This window comes from Pseudomonas sp. XP1, assembly GCF_053557675.1.
Genome location: NZ_JBNRIJ010000028.1, coordinates 1 through 16,436 on the forward strand (window position 1 = coordinate 1; position 16,436 = coordinate 16,436).

The following is a 16,436-nucleotide window of genomic DNA, read 5'->3' on the forward strand; positions in this document are numbered from 1 at the left end:
TCGCCCGTGTTCGCGGGCAAGCCCGCTCCCACAGGGATCACGCCAGCTTTTAGAAATTGAGCAAGACAGTTGCTCCCACAGGTACACCGCCGACCTTGAGGCCCGCGCTGTACCTGTGGGAGCTGGCTTGCCGGCGATGGGGCCGGTACAGGCAAGCAATATTATTCAGCGATCAGCCAGTCCATGCGGAAGCTGCCGGCGGTTTGCGCCAGCTCCTTGGCCAGCCATGGCAGCAGCTCATTGAGCTCTTCTTCCAGCCCCCAGGGCGGATTGGCGATGGCCAGACCTGAGCCGTTGAGCCCCTGCGGGCTGTCCTGGTGGTGCACATACAACTCGACCCGCAGCAGTTTCGGTGCGCCGGTGCTGGTCAGGTCCTGGTAGAAGCGGGCCAGCGAGCGCTGGTCCTTGATCGGGTACCAGATGGCCGCGACGGTCTGGCGCATGCGGCCGATCGCCTCTTTCATGGCGGTAGTGCAGCGCTTGAGTTCGTCAGCCTGTTCGAACGGTGGGTCGATCAGCATGATCGCGCGCTTCTCCTGCACCGGCAGCAAGGCCCGCGGCACGTGCCAGCCTTCGCCCAGGTGCACGACCACGCGCGGGTCTTTCTTCATGTTTTCCTTGAGCAGCGGCCCGTCTTCGGGATGCTTCTCGTTGAGCAGGGCACGGTCCTGCTGGCGCATCAGACGGCGGGCCAGCTCGGGCGAACCGGGGTAGTAGCGCAGCTCGCCATCGGCATTCAGGCGCTTGATGATGCGCAGATAGTCGCCAGCCATGGCCGGCAGGTCATCGCGATTCCACAGGCGGGCGACACCTTCCAGGTACTCGCCGGTGCGGGTTGCCTGGTCGCCCTGCAGGTCGTAAAGGCCGAGCCCTGCATGGGTATCGATGTAGGCGAACGGCTGCTCCTTGCGCGACATCAGGGCGATGAGGCGGGTCAGCACGATATGTTTGAGGACGTCGGCGTGGTTGCCGGCGTGGAAGGCGTGACGATAGTTCATGGCAACTCCTGCGGGGGTGGCAAGTTTACCTTGCCTTGCAGGCGGAGTCAGGCCTGGCTGCTGATCGGCGGTGACCTCTTCGCGGGTAAACCCGCTCCCACAGGTACCTCACAGAATTTGAGTTCTGTGCAATCCCTGTGGGAGCGGGTTCACCCGCGAAGCAGGCGCCGCCGACTCAACGGGTATTACTTGTCAGCGTGATACGCCGCATCAGCAGTCTCGAAGCGCTTGACCATTGCCTGCGACGGGCTGCCCAGCTTGCTCACCACGATGATGGCGATGCTGGCGAACAGGAAGCCCGGGATGATTTCGTACAACCCAAGGGTGTCGAAGTTCTTCCACAGGATCACGGTCAGTGCGCCAACCACGATACCGGCCAGTGCGCCGTTACGGGTCATGCCTTTCCACAGTACCGAAATCAGCACCACCGGACCGAAAGCAGCACCGAAGCCGGCCCAGGCGTAAGCTACCAGGCCCAGCACGCGGTTTTCCGGGTTGGAGGCCATGGCGATGGCGATCAGGGCGACGGCCAGCACCATCAGGCGGCCGACCCACACCAGCTCGACCTGCGAAGCGCTCTTGCGCAGGAACGCCTTGTAGAAGTCTTCGGTCAGGGCGCTGGAGCACACCAGCAGCTGGCAGCTCAGGGTACTCATTACCGCCGCCAGGATGGCCGACAGCAGCACACCGGCAACCCATGGGTTGAACAGGATCTTGGCCAGCTCGATGAACACCCGCTCGTGGTTCTCGCTGACCGGGCCTGCCAGGTCAGGATGCGCCGAGAAGTAGGCGATACCGAAGAAGCCCACGGCGCAGGTACCGACCAGGCAAAGGATCATCCAGGTCATGGAGATACGACGAGCGTTGGCGATCGACTTCACCGAGTCGGCAGCCATGAAACGCGCCAGGATGTGCGGCTGACCGAAGTAGCCCAGCCCCCAGCCCATCAGCGAGATGATGCCGATGAAGGTGGCGCCCTTGAACATGTCGAAGTGGGCCTGGTTGACCGCATCGATGGCAGCGAAGGTGGTATCGAAGCCGCCAGTGGAGATCAGCACGATCACCGGAGTGAGGATCAGCGCAAAGATCATCAGCGAAGCCTGCACGGTATCGGTCCAGCTCACCGCCAGGAAACCACCGATGAAGGTGTAGGCGATGGTCGCAGCAGCACCGGCCCACAGGGCCGTTTCGTACGACATGCCGAAGGTGCTCTCGAACAGACGAGCACCGGCAACGATGCCGGAGGCGCAGTAGATGGTGAAGAACACCAGGATCACGATGGCCGAGATGATCCGCAGCAGGCCGCTGTTGTCTTCGAAGCGGCTGGAGAAGTAGTCCGGCAGGGTCAGCGCATCGCCGTTGTGCTCGGTCTGCACGCGCAGACGACCAGCAACGAACAACCAGTTCAGGTAGGCGCCGACAGTCAGGCCGATGGCAATCCAGGCTTCGGACAAGCCGGAGAAGTAGATGGCGCCTGGCAGGCCCATCAGCAGCCAGCCACTCATGTCGGAAGCACCAGCGGAAAGCGCGGTGACCACGCTACCCAGGCTGCGGCCGCCGAGGATGTAGTCGGAAAGGTTATTGGTGGAGCGATAGGCGGCGAAGCCGATCAGCACCATTGCGGCGATATAGACCACGAAAGTGATCGTTAGAGGATTGCCCATGCGTGTGCCCTGGCGTTTGTTTTTATGTCATGCACAACCGCAGCCATGGCGGTTGCACCCAGGCCGCGAATCGTATGCAACAACGCAAAGTGGGTGCAACCATTTTTCATTTGCAAGTTGCACCTCTTCGTGCAAATTCCGACAAATCTGATTTTTTGCTCCTTTTTGGAGCAAAAAGCCCACTTTCAAGAATAAAACGCACCGAAGAGGACCCTTTCAAGGCTGTGGAAATGGTTGCCGGACGAGTTGCACCTTTTCCGTGAAAAATTCGGGTTGCACCTGGTTGCACCCGAATTGTCCTACAGCTACTCTTGGCGTCAGCTTAGGCCACAACCGTGGCAATAACGAGGATAAGAAATGGCGACGACCACCCTTGGGGTCAAACTCGATGACCCGACCCGTGAGCGACTCAAGGCAGCTGCGCAGTCGATTGACCGCACCCCGCACTGGTTGATCAAACAAGCGATCTTCAACTACCTGGAGAAGCTCGAGGGTGGTGCCACCCTTACCGAACTCAACGGCCATGCCAGCAACGTGGCCGACGACGCCGGCGAGATCCAACCCGACCACGGCCACCAGTGCTTCCTCGAGTTCGCCGAGAGCATCCTGCCGCAGTCGGTACTGCGCTCGGCGATCACCGCCGCCTACCGCCGCCCCGAACAGGAAGTGGTACCGATGCTGCTGGAGCAGGCGCGCCTGAGCGCCCCGCTGGCCGAAGCGACCAACAAGATGGCCGCCGGCATCGCCGAGAAACTGCGTAACCAGAAGAGCGCTGGCGGTCGTGCCGGCATCGTCCAGGGCCTGCTGCAGGAATTTTCGCTGTCGTCCCAGGAAGGCGTGGCGTTGATGTGCCTGGCCGAAGCCTTGCTGCGCATTCCCGACAAGGGCACCCGTGACGCACTGATCCGCGACAAGATCAGCACCGGCAACTGGCAACCACACCTGGGCAACAGCCCGTCGCTGTTCGTCAACGCCGCCACCTGGGGCCTGCTGCTGACCGGCAAGCTGGTGTCCACCCACAACGAATCCGGCCTCACCTCCTCCCTCACCCGCATCATCGGCAAGAGCGGCGAGCCGATGATCCGCAAAGGCGTCGACATGGCCATGCGCCTGATGGGCGAGCAGTTCGTCACCGGCGAAACCATCGCTGAAGCCTTGGCCAACGCCAGCCGCTTCGAGTCCAAGGGCTTCCGCTATTCCTACGACATGCTCGGCGAAGCCGCACTGACCGAGCACGACGCACAGAAGTACCTGGCGTCCTACGAGCAGGCCATCCACTCGATCGGCAAGGCCTCCCATGGCCGCGGCATCTATGAAGGCCCGGGCATCTCGATCAAGCTGTCGGCGTTGCACCCGCGCTACAGCCGCGCCCAGTACGAGCGCGTGATGGAAGAGCTGTACCCGCGCCTGCTGTCGCTGACCCTGCTGGCCAAGCAGTACGACATCGGCCTGAACATCGACGCCGAAGAAGCCGACCGCCTGGAGCTGTCGCTCGACCTGCTCGAGCGCCTGTGCTTCGAGCCTTCGCTGGCCGGCTGGAATGGCATCGGCTTCGTTATCCAGGCCTACCAGAAGCGCTGCCCGTATGTGATCGACTATGTCATCGACCTGGCCAAGCGCAGCCGCCACCGTCTGATGATCCGCCTGGTGAAAGGCGCCTACTGGGACAGCGAAATCAAGCGCGCCCAGGTTGAAGGCCTGGAAGGTTACCCGGTCTACACCCGCAAGGTTTACACCGACGTGTCCTATGTCGCCTGCGCCCGCAAGCTGCTGGCCGTGCCAGAGGCCATCTATCCGCAGTTTGCCACTCACAACGCCCACACCCTGTCGGCCATCTACCACATTGCCGGCCAGAACTATTACCCGGGCCAGTACGAGTTCCAGTGCTTGCACGGCATGGGCGAGCCGCTGTACGAGCAGGTGGTCGGCAAGATTTCCGAAGGCAAGCTGAACCGTCCGTGCCGCGTCTACGCACCGGTCGGTACCCACGAAACGCTGCTGGCCTATCTGGTGCGTCGCCTGCTGGAAAACGGCGCCAACACCTCCTTCGTCAACCGCATCGCCGACCACTCGATCTCCATCCAGGAACTGGTCGCCGACCCGGTCGCCAGTATCGAGCGCATGGGCACCCAGGAAGGCAGCATCGGCCTGCCGCACCCGCGCATCCCGCTGCCTCGTGAACTGTATGGCAGCGAGCGGGCCAACTCGGCCGGCATCGACATGGCCAACGAACACCGCCTGGCGTCGCTGTCCTGCGCCATGCTGGCGACCGCCCACAACGACTGGAAAGCCACACCGCTGCTGGCTTGCGCTGCCAGCGAAGGCACAGCCGCACCGGTGCTGAACCCGGCGGACCACCGCGACGTGGTCGGCCATGTTCAGGAAGCCACTGTCGCCGACGTCGACAACGCCATCCAGTGCGCACTGAATGCCGCACCGATTTGGCAGGCCACCCCGCCAGCCGAGCGTGCTGCCATTCTGGAGCGCACTGCTGACCTGATGGAGGCCGAAATCCAGCCGCTGATGGGCCTGCTCATCCGCGAAGCCGGCAAGACCTTCGCCAACGCCATCGCCGAAGTGCGTGAAGCCGTGGATTTCCTGCGCTACTACGCGGTGCAGGCACGCAATGACTTCAGCAACGACGCCCACCGCCCGCTGGGCCCTGTGGTGTGCATCAGCCCGTGGAACTTCCCGCTGGCGATCTTCACCGGCCAGGTAGCCGCAGCGCTCGCCGCCGGCAACCCGGTACTGGCCAAGCCGGCCGAGCAAACCCCGCTGATCGCCGCCCAGGCCGTGCGCCTGCTGCTGGAAGCCGGCATCCCTGAAGGCGTGCTGCAACTGCTGCCAGGCCGCGGTGAAACCGTCGGTGCCGGCCTGGTAGGTGACGAGCGCGTCAAGGGCGTGATGTTCACCGGCTCCACCGAAGTGGCCCGCCTGCTGCAGCGCAACGTAGCCGGCCGCCTGGACAACCAGGGTCGCCCGATCCCGCTGATCGCCGAAACCGGTGGCCAGAACGCGATGATCGTCGACTCCTCGGCACTGACCGAGCAGGTGGTGATCGATGTGGTGTCCTCGGCCTTCGACAGCGCCGGCCAGCGTTGCTCGGCATTGCGCGTGCTGTGCCTGCAGGAAGACTCCGCCGACCGCGTGATCGAAATGCTCAAGGGCGCCATGGCCGAAAGCCGCCTGGGCTGCCCGGACCGCCTCGCCGTGGACATTGGCCCTGTGATCGACGCCGAAGCCAAGGCCGGCATCGAGAAGCACATCCAGGGCATGCGCGAGAAAGGTCGCTCGGTCTACCAGGTGGCCATTGCCGATGCTGCCGAGCTCAAGCGCGGCACCTTCGTCATGCCGACCTTGATCGAACTGGAAAGCTTCGACGAGCTCAAGCGTGAAATCTTCGGCCCGGTGCTGCACGTGGTGCGCTACAACCGTCGCAACCTGGATCAGCTGATCGAGCAGATCAACAACTCCGGCTACGGCCTGACCCTCGGCGTGCACACCCGCATCGACGAGACCATCGCCAAGGTGGTGGAAACCGCCAACGCCGGCAACATGTACGTCAACCGCAACATCGTCGGTGCAGTGGTGGGCGTGCAGCCGTTCGGTGGTGAAGGCCTGTCCGGCACCGGCCCGAAAGCCGGCGGCCCGCTGTACCTGTACCGCCTGCTGTCGACCCGCCCGGCTGACGCGATTGGTCGCCACTTCCAGCAGCAGGACGGCGAAGGCAAGCCTGACCGCGCCCTGCACGAACAGCTGATCAAGCCGCTGCACGGGCTGAAGGCCTGGGCCGAGAGCAATCAACTGGCCGACCTGGCCGCGCTTTGCAGCCAGTTCGCAAGCCAGTCGCAGAGCGGCATAGCCCGCTTGCTGCCAGGCCCGACCGGCGAGCGTAACAGCTACACCATCCTGCCACGCGAGCACGTGCTGTGCCTGGCCGACAACGAAGCCGACCTGTTGGCGCAATTTGCCGCAGTGCTGGCCGTTGGCAGCTCGGCGCTATGGGCCGACAGCGAGCCGGGCAAGGCACTGCGCGCCCGCCTGCCGCGAGAGCTGCAGGCCAAGGTCAAGCTGGTGGCGGACTGGAACAAGGATGAAGTGGCATTCGACGCCGTGATCCACCATGGCGACTCGGATCAGCTGCGCGGCGTGTGCCAGCAGGTGGCCAAGCGTGCCGGGGCGATCGTGGGCGTGCACGGGCTGTCCAGCGGCGACCACCAGATTGCGCTGGAGCGCCTGGTGATCGAGCGGGCGGTAAGTGTGAACACTGCTGCTGCCGGTGGTAATGCCAGCTTGATGACCATTGGCTGAGGCTGAGGGTTGTTGAAGAAAAGGGAGAGCTTCGGCTCTCCTTTTTTATGGGCGTGTTCGCCACAAAATAATCTGCGCCTGTGCGATCGAGCGCCGCCCGCGCGGCGCTTCGCGGGGCAAGCCCGCGCCCTCATTTACTGTGCAAATCTTGAAGAATGTAACGGTCCTGTGGGAGCGGGTTCACCCGCGAAAGGGCCCGTTCAGGCGATATATCAATGAAGCCTTGTATAGGGCATCTGCCCCAGCATTGGGTTGTCTGCAGGCAGGGTTCATTTTTTGCGGTGTTGCGGCAATCGTTCGAAATCAGGAAAGAGAGCCAAGGCCCTGCACCGATGCCCGCGCTTTCGCCAGAGCCACAATAGGCACCAGCCTTTCGCAGCCTCCGAAGTCAGCATCAGCCCAGTCCACACCCAGTTACTGATACTGGAAGCCAGCATCGGCAACAACAGGATTGTGGATATCGAAGGAACGATAAAAAAGATTCGAAAGGGGATCTGCACCATCGCCAAGTAGACAGCCAACCGGCAACGCATAAAAAACAACGCGCAGGTCGCTATCAACGAAAGCTGCAGAACCAGGCCTAGCCAGACGACTAGCTCCAGCCCTCCTCCCCAGATCTGCATGTTGCTCAATGCGTCCTCGAAATCCGTCCAGAAAGGTATGGCACCTCGCTCCATACTGCGCAAGACATGAAAGCAGATATAGAACGCGTCCATGCCTCCCCAAAACAGAAAAGCGATCGCATGCCAGCTCAAATTCGAGTTCTTCAATATGCTCCCTCTCCGAACCGCGCCGGTATACCGCGCTTTTTAGAAGCGGCCTTGCGCCGCGAAAGGGCCGCAAAGCGGCCACGGTAAATTCTGCGGCGACGCTGCTCAAACCATGGGAGATAGTATGATCAAAGCAAACAGCTGCGCTGCTGTAATTGCGGCAACCAGCAGCATCCACAACCAATTGGACAGCGTGAACCGGCTGTTGGCCACCCCCGCCTCATCCCACGAGCTGAAATTGACGCCTTTCTGCATGGGCATCAGGATGAACAACCAAGCTGCTTGAATGACTACGCCCGCAAAATAAGCCGCCCACGACTGATCATCCAGAATCACACTGGCAGCCACCGAGGCAGCACACATACCGTAATAGCCCAGCGTGAGCCCCATAATGGACCAAGGGTAGGTTCTGCCTGACTCGCGAATATGATCATTCACCCTTCTCAATAATGGGTAGATGAAGAACACTGCAAAAGCGCTTCGCCAGAATGGACTGACCTTTTCTCCTGTTCTCGCTCCATGCAGCTTCCAGCTCTGATAAAAGCAATACAGCCAGTAAAAACCCAGGGTGAAGAAGGTCATTACGCCAAACTTCACGGGCGAAACTACGAAGAAGGGAAGTTGCTTGTCTTCGGAACCAGTCAAGTCGTTTTTGTGGACATCACTCATCAGAAAAGCCTCATTACGAATACCAAAGCGCACATTCAAGGCCAAATGGCATTCGATCCGCAGTAGTCCAGTTCCGCTCTGACTTGTGGGAAACGTCTCTACATTTTCCTGCGCCTGTTCCGGCCTTTTTCACGGGTAAAACCGCCCCTACAGGTGCAGCGTTGATGGCTGGAGCTGCGCAGTACTTGTGGGAGCGGGTTTACCCGCGAAAGGGCCCGAACAGGCAAAACAACAACTGCCCCTACGCGTGAGCTGTGCGACCAACCACCAGCATCCCGGCGTTCTCAACCCATATCACCCAAACCTATTAACCTCCCCCACCTAACTCTATCCGCCTAGACTCGCAGCATCCCGCCTCAGGACCGCGACCATGCCCGAGACCCTGCTCAGCCCCCGCAACCTCGCCTTCGAGCTCTACGAAGTCCTCGACGCCGAGGCCCTCGCCCAACGCCCACGCTTCGCCGACCACAGCCGCGAAACCTTCGATGCGGCGCTATCAACTGCCCGTACCATTGCCGAGAAGTTCTTCGCCCCGCACAACCGCAAGGCCGACGAAAACGAGCCGCGCTACGTGGACGGCCGCGCCGAACTGATCCCCGAAGTGAAACCCGCCGTCGACGCTTTTCTCGAAGCCGGCTTCCTCAACGCCAACCGCGACTTCGAAGTCGGCGGCATGCAGCTGCCAAGCCTGGTTTCGCAGGCCTGCTTCGCCCATTTTCAGGCGGCCAACGCCGGCACCACGGCCTACCCGTTCCTGACCATGGGCGCGGCCAACCTGATCGAGAGCTTCGGCAGCGATGAACAGAAACGCCTGTATCTGCAGCCGATGATCGAAGGCCGCTACTTCGGCACCATGGCCCTGACCGAACCCCACGCTGGCTCGTCACTGGCCGATATCCGCACCCGCGCCGAACCTGCCGGTGACGGCAGCTACCGGCTCAAGGGCAACAAGATTTTCATTTCCGGCGGCGATCACGAGTTGTCGGAAAACATCGTGCACATGGTGCTGGCCAAGCTGCCGGATGCGCCGCCCGGCGTGAAGGGCATCTCGCTGTTCATCGTGCCCAAGTACCTGGTCAGCGAAAATGGCAGCCGTGGCCCGCGCAACGATGTGCTGCTGGCCGGGCTCTTTCACAAGATGGGCTGGCGCGGTACCACCTCCACCGCGCTGAACTTCGGCGACAACGGCCGGTGCGTCGGCTACCTGGTCGGCCAGCCGCACCAGGGCCTGGCCTGCATGTTCCAGATGATGAACGAGGCACGCATCGGTGTCGGCATGGGCGCAGTGATGCTCGGTTACGCCGGCTACCTGTATTCGCTGGAGTACGCCCGCCAACGCCCGCAGGGTCGGTTGCCGGACAACAAAGACCCGCACAGCCCGGCGGTGCCGATCATCGAGCACAGCGATGTGAAACGCATGCTGCTGGCACAGAAGGCCTACGTGGAGGGCGCTTTCGACCTGGGCCTGTATGCCGCACGCCTGTTCGACGACACCCAGACTGCCAGCGACGACAGCGCCCGTAAGCAGGCGCAGGAGCTGCTCGACCTGCTGACCCCGATCGTCAAATCCTGGCCCTCGACGTTCTGCCTCAAGGCCAATGAACTGGCGATCCAGATCCTCGGCGGCCACGGCTACACCCGCGAATACCCGGTCGAACAGTATTACCGCGACAACCGCCTGAACCCTATCCATGAAGGCACCGAGGGCATCCAGTCGCTCGACCTGCTGGGCCGCAAGCTGGCGCAGAACAATGGCGCCGGCCTCAAGCAGTTGATCCGGTCGATCGTCGCGACCGGCGAGCGCGCCAGCCACCACCCGAACCTCGACCCGCTGCGCCAGCCGCTGGAGCAACTGGTCAACCGCCTGCAAAGTGTGACCCTGGCCTTGCTGGGCGACCTGGCACAGGGCAAAGTCGCCGGCGCCCTCGCCAACTCGGCCCTGTACCTCAAGGCCTTCGGCCACTGCGTGATCGGGTGGCGCTGGCTGGAACAGGCGATTCATGCCGAACTCGGCCTGCTCAAGGGCAACCCCGCCGACCGTGACTTCTACCTCGGCAAGCTACAGGCCGCGCGTTATTTCCTGACTTGGGAAGTACCTGGCTGCCATAATGAGCTGGCATTGCTCGAGGCGCGCGACGACACTTGCCTCACCATGCAGGACGAGTGGTTCTAAGGGGGAGCCACCGTGTACACGGAGGCTTCCACATGTTCGATGCCAGCGCCCTGCTGCGCCAGCGCTTTGCCGCGCTGCGCAGTACGGCCGAGTTGTTTTCCCTGCGCCATGTGAAACAGTCGCACCAGGCGCTGTCGGTTCGCCGCAACGTCGCGGAAACACCCTTCTTCAGCCAGGACGAGGGCGCCATGCTCACCGTGCGGGTGAATGGCGTGGAAGCCTATGCGGCCACCGCCGACCTGTCCCAGGCAGGCCTGCAGCGTGCGCTGGAGCAGGCCGAGGCGCTGGCCCGGCAAATCCTTCGGTACAACCTGCTGGACCTGCGCGAGCAACCGGTGACCAGCGCACGCCACGACCACATTTCGCCCAACTTCGACCAGCCCGTGCCCAACCTCGCCGACTGCCTCGGCCTGCTCGCTGCCGAATCGGCCAGCGTGCCCAAGGACAGCCGCCTGGTGGACTGGCAGGCCAGCCTGGGCCTCAGCCTGGTCGAGCAGACCTACCTGAACTCGGCCGGCGCCGAGTTGCGCCACGCCCAGCGCTTCCTGTTCCCAGGCCTGGGCGTGACCGCCAGCGACGGCCAGGATAGCCAGAGCCGCAGCCTGGGCCGCGACAACTTCGGCCAGCAGGGCGGCTTCGAGATCATCGAGCGCTGCGGCCTGGTCGGCGCGGCCCGCCGGGTGGCCGACGAAGCGCTACAGCTGCTGCTGGCACCGAACACCCCCAGCGGCCCGCGCGACCTGCTGTTGATGCCGGACCAGATGATGCTGCAGATCCACGAATCCATCGGCCACCCGTTGGAGATGGACCGCATCCTCGGCGACGAGCGCAACTACGCCGGCACCAGCTTCGTCAAAGCCAGCGACTTCGGCCACCTCCAATACGGCTCCAGCCTGCTGAACGTGACCTTCGACCCGACCATCGGCGAAGAGCTGGCCAGCTACAGCCATGACGACGACGGCACCCCGGCCAGCAAGCAGTTCCTGATCCGAAACGGCCTGCTGCTACGCCCGCTGGGTGGCGCGCTGTCGCAGTTCCGCTCCGGCCTGGATGGCGTGGCCAACAGCCGCGCCTGCGGCTGGAACCGTGCGCCGATCGACCGCATGGCCAACCTCAACATCGAGCCGGGCGACCAGAGCCTGGATCAGCTGGTGAAGGGCATCGAACACGGCATCCTGATGCGTACCAACCGCTCCTGGTCCATCGACGATGCACGCAACAAGTTCCAGTTCGGCTGTGAATGGGCGCAGTTGATCGAAAACGGCGAGCTCAAGGGCATCGTCAAGAACCCCAACTACCGCGGCATCTCCGCGCAGTTCTGGCGCAACCTGGCGGCGGTCGGCGACAGCAGTACCTTCCAGGTGCTGGGCACGCCCAACTGCGGCAAGGGCGAACCCAACCAGGTGGTGCGGGTCGGCCACGCCTCGCCGGCCTGCGTGTTCCGCCAGATCGACGTATTCGGAGGAGACGCCTGATGAAGCACGCTTTCGAAACCCTGGTCGGGGATGTGCGCAAAGCCCTGCAGACGGGCGAACAATTCACCCTCGGCTACAGCGCCGAACAGTCGCAATTCGTGCGCTTCAACCATGCCAAGGTACGCCAGGCCGGCGAGGTGACCCAGGCCAGCGCGCAACTGAAGCTGATCCACGATGGCCGACAGGCAGAGCAACAGGTGACCTTGAGCGGTGACACGCAACTGGATAGCCAGCGCCTGATCGCTGCCCTGGCGCAACTGCGCCAGACCTTGCCGCTGCTGGCTGTCGACCCCTATCTGCGCCTGGACGAAAATACCTGGAACAGCCACAGCCAGCAGGAGCAGGCGCTGCCCGAACTGAGCGACGTGCTGACCCTGCTCGAGCGTGAAGCCGGCGACCTGGACCTTGTCGGCATCTACGCCGCCGGCCCCATCTGCCGAGGCTTCGCCAGCTCGTTCGGGGCCTTCGGCTGGCATCAGGCCAACAGCTTCAACTTTGACTGGAGCCTGTTCCACCAGAACGGCGAGGCGGTGAAGGCCAACTACGCCGGGCAGGCCTGGAACGCTGACGACTTCACCGCACGCCTGCGCCAGGCGCGGGAGCAGCTGGGTTTCCTTGGCCGCCCGGCCGTCACGTTGAAACCTGGCAGCTACCGCGCCTACCTGGCCCCGGCGGCCATGGACGAAATAGCCGGCATGCTGTGCTGGGGCGGTTTTTCCGCACAGGCCCTGGCCACTGGCAACAGCGCCCTGCAGCGCCTGTACAACGGCGATGCGCGGCTGAGCCCGCTGGTAAGTTTCACCGAGCAGGTCAGCGGCTCGTTGAGCCCGGCGTTTTCCGATGAAGGCTCACCGCGCCTGGATGTGCCGTTGATCCAGCAAGGTGAGGCCGTGCAACGACTGATCAGCGCGCGCAGTGCGGCCGAGTTCGAGCTGCTGGCCAATGGCGCCGATAGTTACGAGTCGCCGTGTGCGTTGAGCCTGGCAGCAGGTAGCCTGCCGAGCGAGCAGATTCTGGAGCGGCTCGGTACCGGGCTGTACATCAGCAACCTGTGGTACCTGAACTATTCCGACTTGCCGGCGGCACGCATGACCGGGCTGACCCGCTTCGCCACCTTCTGGGTGGAGAACGGGCAGATCCAGGGCCCGGTGAGCACCATGCGCTTCGATGACAGCCTGTACAGCTTGCTCGGCAGCCAGCTGGAAGACCTGACAAACGAGCGCGAGATGATCCTGTCGACCAGTACCTATGGACAGCGCAGTACCGGGTCGAGTCATTTGCCGGGGGCACTGGTCAAAGGCCTGACCCTGACATTGTGACTGGACTTACCGGCCCTTTCGCGGCTAAAGCCGCTCCCACAGGATCTCCACTGCCCTTGAATGTGGTGATATCCCTGTGGGAGCGGGTTCACCCGCGAAGAGGCCGGCACTGACAAACGAGGAAGTCATGCCCGAACGCACCCCGCTGGACCCTGTCACCGCCCGCTGGATCCCTTGGGTGGTGGCCATCGCCTTCTTCATGCAGTCCCTGGACGGCACCATCCTCAACACCGCGCTACCGGCCATGGCCCGCTCGCTGGCCGAAGACCCGCTGCGCATGCAGGGCGTGATCATCGCCTACATGCTCACCGTGGCCCTGCTGATCCCCGCCTCAGGCTGGATCGCCGACCGCTTCGGCACCAAGCGCATCTTCTTCAGCGCCATTCTGCTGTTCAGCTTCGGCTCGCTGCTGTGCGCCGCCGCCAACAGCCTCGGTTTCCTGATCTTCGCCCGTGTCGTGCAAGGGCTAGGCGGTGCGCTGATGCTGCCGGTCGGGCGGCTGGTGGTCCTGCGTGCCTACCCGCGCACCGAACTGGTGCGCATAATGAGCTTCATCACCATCCCCGGCCTGCTTGGGCCGCTACTGGGCCCTACGGTTGGCGGCTGGTTGGTGGAAATACTGAGCTGGCACTGGATCTTCCTGCTCAACCTGCCGGTCGGCCTGATCGGCTGCTACGCCGTGTGGAAGTTCATCCCCGACCTGCGCGGCGCCGAGCGCACCACGTTCGACGGCCCCGGGTTCCTGCTTTTTGGCGCAGCGATGGTATTGATCACCATCGCCATGGAAGGCCTGGGCGAACTGCACCTGCCGCACCTGCGGGTGATGTTGCTGCTGTTCGCCGGCATGGCTTGCCTGGCGGCCTACTGGCTGCGCGCCGGGCGCGACCCGGAGCCGCTGTTCTCGCCCAGCCTGTTCCGGGTGCGCACCTTCGCCATCGGCATCCTCGGCAACCTGTTCGCCCGTCTGGGCAGCGGCGCCCTGCCGTTCCTGGTGCCGTTGCTGCTGCAGGTGGCGCTGGGCTACTCGCCGGCCCAGGCCGGCATGAGCATGATCCCGCTGGCGGCGGCGGCGATGCTGGCCAAATCCATTGCCCGGCCACTGATCGAACGTTTCGGCTACCGCATCATCCTCACCGGCAACACCCTGCTGCTGGGCGTGCTGCTGGCCAGCCTGGGGCTGGTGGACGAACAGACACCCTATTGGCTGTTGCTGGTGCAACTCGGTCTTCTGGGTGCAGTGAACTCCATGCAATTCACCGCGATGAACACCGTTACGCTCATCGACCTCGACGACGCCAGTGCCAGCAGCGGCAACAGCCTGCTGTCGGTGGTCGCGCAGTTGGCCCTGAGCCTCGGCGTGGCATGTGCGGGTGCCTTGCTCGGCGGCTTCACCGCGGCGGGCAGCGCCGAGGGTGTGGAAACCACCTTGGGCGCGTTCCAGCTGACATTCGTCACCATCGGCGTGATGGCCATGCTGGCGGCAGCGATCTTCCTGCAGCTGTCGCCGACGGACGGAAGACGTGCCCGTCGTCCGGAACAACACATGGAGTCGTAGGGCGAATGGCCACGAGGCTGGTAGACTGTGCGGCATTTTTCGCTTCGCACCGCAGGCCCGCCTCGTGACCACCGAACCCACCGCCTTTGCCACCTTGCCGCTGTCCACTGCCATGCTGGCCAACCTGGACGCCCTCGGCTATGCCTCGATGACACCAATCCAGGCCCAGAGCCTGCCGGTCATTCTCAAGGGCCAGGACCTGATCGCCCAGGCCAAGACCGGCAGCGGCAAGACCGCCGCCTTCGGCATCGGCCTGCTCAACCCGATCAACCCGCGCTACTTCGGCTGCCAGGCGCTGGTGTTGTGCCCCACCCGCGAACTCGCCGACCAGGTGGCCAAGGAGCTGCGCCGCCTGGCCCGCGCCGAGGACAACATCAAGATCCTGACCCTGTGCGGCGGCGTTTCGCTGGGCCCGCAGATCGCTTCGCTGGAACACGGCGCGCACATCATCGTCGGTACCCCAGGGCGCATCCAGCAGCACCTGGACAAGGGCACCCTGGTGCTCGACGGGCTGAACACCCTGGTGCTGGACGAAGCCGACCGCATGCTCGACATGGGCTTCTTCGATGCCATCGCCAGCATCATCGGCAAGACCCCGTCGCGCCGCCAGACTCTGCTGTTCTCGGCCACCTACCCGGCGGGCATCAAGCAACTGGCCGCTGATTTCATGCGCAACCCGCAGCAGGTCAAGGTCGAGAGCCTTCACGCCGACAACCAGATCGAGCAGCGCTTCATCGAGATCGACCCGCAACAACGCCTCGAGGCCGTCACCCGCGTGCTCGGCCACTACCGCCCGCAGTCCTGCGTGGCATTCTGCTTCACCAAGCAGCAGTGCGAGGATGTGGTCGCCCACCTGGCCGCCAAGGGCATCGTGGCCCAGGCCCTGCATGGCGACCTGGAGCAGCGCGACCGCGACCAGGTGCTGACCATGTTCGCCAACCGCAGCACCTCGGTGCTGGTGGCTACCGACGTGGCCGCACGCGGCCTGGACATCGATGGCCTGGACATGGTCATCAACGTCGAACTGGCGCGGGACGCGGAAATCCATGTGCACCGTGTGGGCCGCACCGGTCGTGCCGGCGAAAAAGGCATCGCGGTCAGCCTGGTGGCACCGGCCGAAGGCCACCGCGCCCAGGCCATCGAAGACCTGCAGAAGAGCCCGCTGCGCTGGGACCAGCTGGACAGCCTGAAGCACAAAGGCGGCGAGCCGCTGCTGCCGCTGATGAGCACCTTGTGCATCGCCGCTGGGCGCAAGGACAAGCTGCGCCCGGGTGACATCCTCGGGGCGCTGACCGGTGATGCAGGCATCCCCGGCAAGCAGGTGGGCAAGATTGCGATCTTCGATTTCCAGGCGTTCGTCGCCGTGGAGCGACCGCTGGCCAAGCAGGCCATGCAGCGCTTGAACAGCGGCAAGATCAAGGGGCGCTCCCTGAAAGTCCGCATCGTCTGATGATTTTTGGGGCTGCTCTGCAGCCCATCGCCGGCAAGCCAGCTCCCACAGG

Annotated in this window: 11 protein-coding genes; 7 read left to right on the plus strand and 4 right to left on the minus strand. The window is 63.5% G+C overall.

The features are described 5' to 3' along the window. Window positions 1–161: 161 nt before the first annotated feature. Both ACK1U9_RS20060 and putP read right to left on the minus strand, forming a co-directional pair. A complete protein-coding gene (locus tag ACK1U9_RS20060; protein WP_085599775.1) occupies window positions 162–998 on the minus strand; it encodes a 23S rRNA (adenine(2030)-N(6))-methyltransferase RlmJ in 837 nt (278 codons plus the stop codon). Between the two features lie 185 nt (window positions 999–1,183). After that, window positions 1,184–2,662: a sodium/proline symporter PutP gene (gene putP, locus ACK1U9_RS20065; protein ID WP_449110135.1), complete on the minus strand. Its 1,479-nt coding sequence runs from the start codon at window positions 2,660–2,662 to the stop codon at window positions 1,184–1,186. A gap of 74 nt (window positions 2,663–2,736) precedes the next feature. On the opposite strand from putP, the gene ACK1U9_RS20070 reads away from it, so the two are divergent. Together ACK1U9_RS20070 and putA are read left to right on the plus strand one after the other, a co-directional pair. Then, on the plus strand, window positions 2,737–2,925 hold the full coding sequence (locus tag ACK1U9_RS20070) for a hypothetical protein (RefSeq protein ID WP_196174367.1): 189 nt from the start codon (window positions 2,737–2,739) through the stop codon (window positions 2,923–2,925). A 94-nt stretch (window positions 2,926–3,019) separates the two neighbouring features. Then, the gene (gene putA / locus ACK1U9_RS20075) at window positions 3,020–6,973 is read left to right on the plus strand and encodes a trifunctional transcriptional regulator/proline dehydrogenase/L-glutamate gamma-semialdehyde dehydrogenase (protein WP_046613384.1); all 3,954 of its coding nucleotides are present in this window, start codon (window positions 3,020–3,022) and stop codon (window positions 6,971–6,973) included. Window positions 6,974–7,242: 269 nt separating this feature from the next. Here putA and ACK1U9_RS20080 read toward each other — a convergent pair whose 3' ends face one another. After that, window positions 7,243–7,743: a hypothetical protein gene (locus ACK1U9_RS20080; protein WP_230386306.1), complete on the minus strand. Its 501-nt coding sequence runs from the start codon at window positions 7,741–7,743 to the stop codon at window positions 7,243–7,245. 105 nt (window positions 7,744–7,848) lie between these two features. Then, on the minus strand, window positions 7,849–8,412 hold the full coding sequence (locus tag ACK1U9_RS20085) for a hypothetical protein (RefSeq protein WP_108480771.1): 564 nt from the start codon (window positions 8,410–8,412) through the stop codon (window positions 7,849–7,851). Window positions 8,413–8,782: 370 nt separating this feature from the next. Between ACK1U9_RS20085 and ACK1U9_RS20090 the strand changes: the two genes are divergently transcribed. From ACK1U9_RS20090 to dbpA, 5 genes are all read left to right on the plus strand, one after another. Further along, on the plus strand, window positions 8,783–10,585 hold the full coding sequence (locus ACK1U9_RS20090) for an acyl-CoA dehydrogenase (RefSeq protein WP_449110136.1): 1,803 nt from the start codon (window positions 8,783–8,785) through the stop codon (window positions 10,583–10,585). A gap of 32 nt (window positions 10,586–10,617) precedes the next feature. After that, window positions 10,618–12,060, plus strand: coding sequence for a TldD/PmbA family protein (locus ACK1U9_RS20095; RefSeq protein ID WP_449110137.1), 1,443 nt, complete (start codon window positions 10,618–10,620; stop codon window positions 12,058–12,060). Continuing rightward, window positions 12,060–13,379: a TldD/PmbA family protein gene (locus ACK1U9_RS20100; RefSeq protein WP_449110138.1), complete on the plus strand. Its 1,320-nt coding sequence runs from the start codon at window positions 12,060–12,062 to the stop codon at window positions 13,377–13,379. The genes ACK1U9_RS20095 and ACK1U9_RS20100 overlap by 1 nt, the downstream gene beginning before the upstream one ends. 127 nt (window positions 13,380–13,506) lie before the next feature. Continuing rightward, window positions 13,507–14,934 (plus strand): multidrug transporter subunit MdtD, encoded by a 1,428-nt coding sequence (mdtD, locus tag ACK1U9_RS20105; protein ID WP_108480775.1) that lies wholly within the window; start codon window positions 13,507–13,509, stop codon window positions 14,932–14,934. Window positions 14,935–15,046: 112 nt separating this feature from the next. Then, a complete protein-coding gene (gene dbpA, locus ACK1U9_RS20110; RefSeq protein ID WP_230385130.1) occupies window positions 15,047–16,384 on the plus strand; it encodes an ATP-dependent RNA helicase DbpA in 1,338 nt (445 codons plus the stop codon). Window positions 16,385–16,436: the final 52 nt, after the last annotated feature.

Coding starts and splice junctions, on each gene's coding strand:
- ACK1U9_RS20060 (WP_085599775.1), bottom strand. CDS start 998: ATGAACTATCGTCACGCCTTCCACGCCGGCAACCACGCCGACGTCCTC.
- putP (WP_449110135.1), bottom strand. CDS start 2,662: ATGGGCAATCCTCTAACGATCACTTTCGTGGTCTATATCGCCGCAATG.
- ACK1U9_RS20070 (WP_196174367.1), top strand. CDS start 2,737: ATGCAACAACGCAAAGTGGGTGCAACCATTTTTCATTTGCAAGTTGCA.
- putA (WP_046613384.1), top strand. CDS start 3,020: ATGGCGACGACCACCCTTGGGGTCAAACTCGATGACCCGACCCGTGAG.
- ACK1U9_RS20085 (WP_108480771.1), bottom strand. CDS start 8,412: ATGAGTGATGTCCACAAAAACGACTTGACTGGTTCCGAAGACAAGCAA.
- ACK1U9_RS20090 (WP_449110136.1), top strand. CDS start 8,783: ATGCCCGAGACCCTGCTCAGCCCCCGCAACCTCGCCTTCGAGCTCTAC.
- ACK1U9_RS20095 (WP_449110137.1), top strand. CDS start 10,618: ATGTTCGATGCCAGCGCCCTGCTGCGCCAGCGCTTTGCCGCGCTGCGC.
- ACK1U9_RS20100 (WP_449110138.1), top strand. CDS start 12,060: ATGAAGCACGCTTTCGAAACCCTGGTCGGGGATGTGCGCAAAGCCCTG.
- mdtD (WP_108480775.1), top strand. CDS start 13,507: ATGCCCGAACGCACCCCGCTGGACCCTGTCACCGCCCGCTGGATCCCT.
- dbpA (WP_230385130.1), top strand. CDS start 15,047: ATGCTGGCCAACCTGGACGCCCTCGGCTATGCCTCGATGACACCAATC.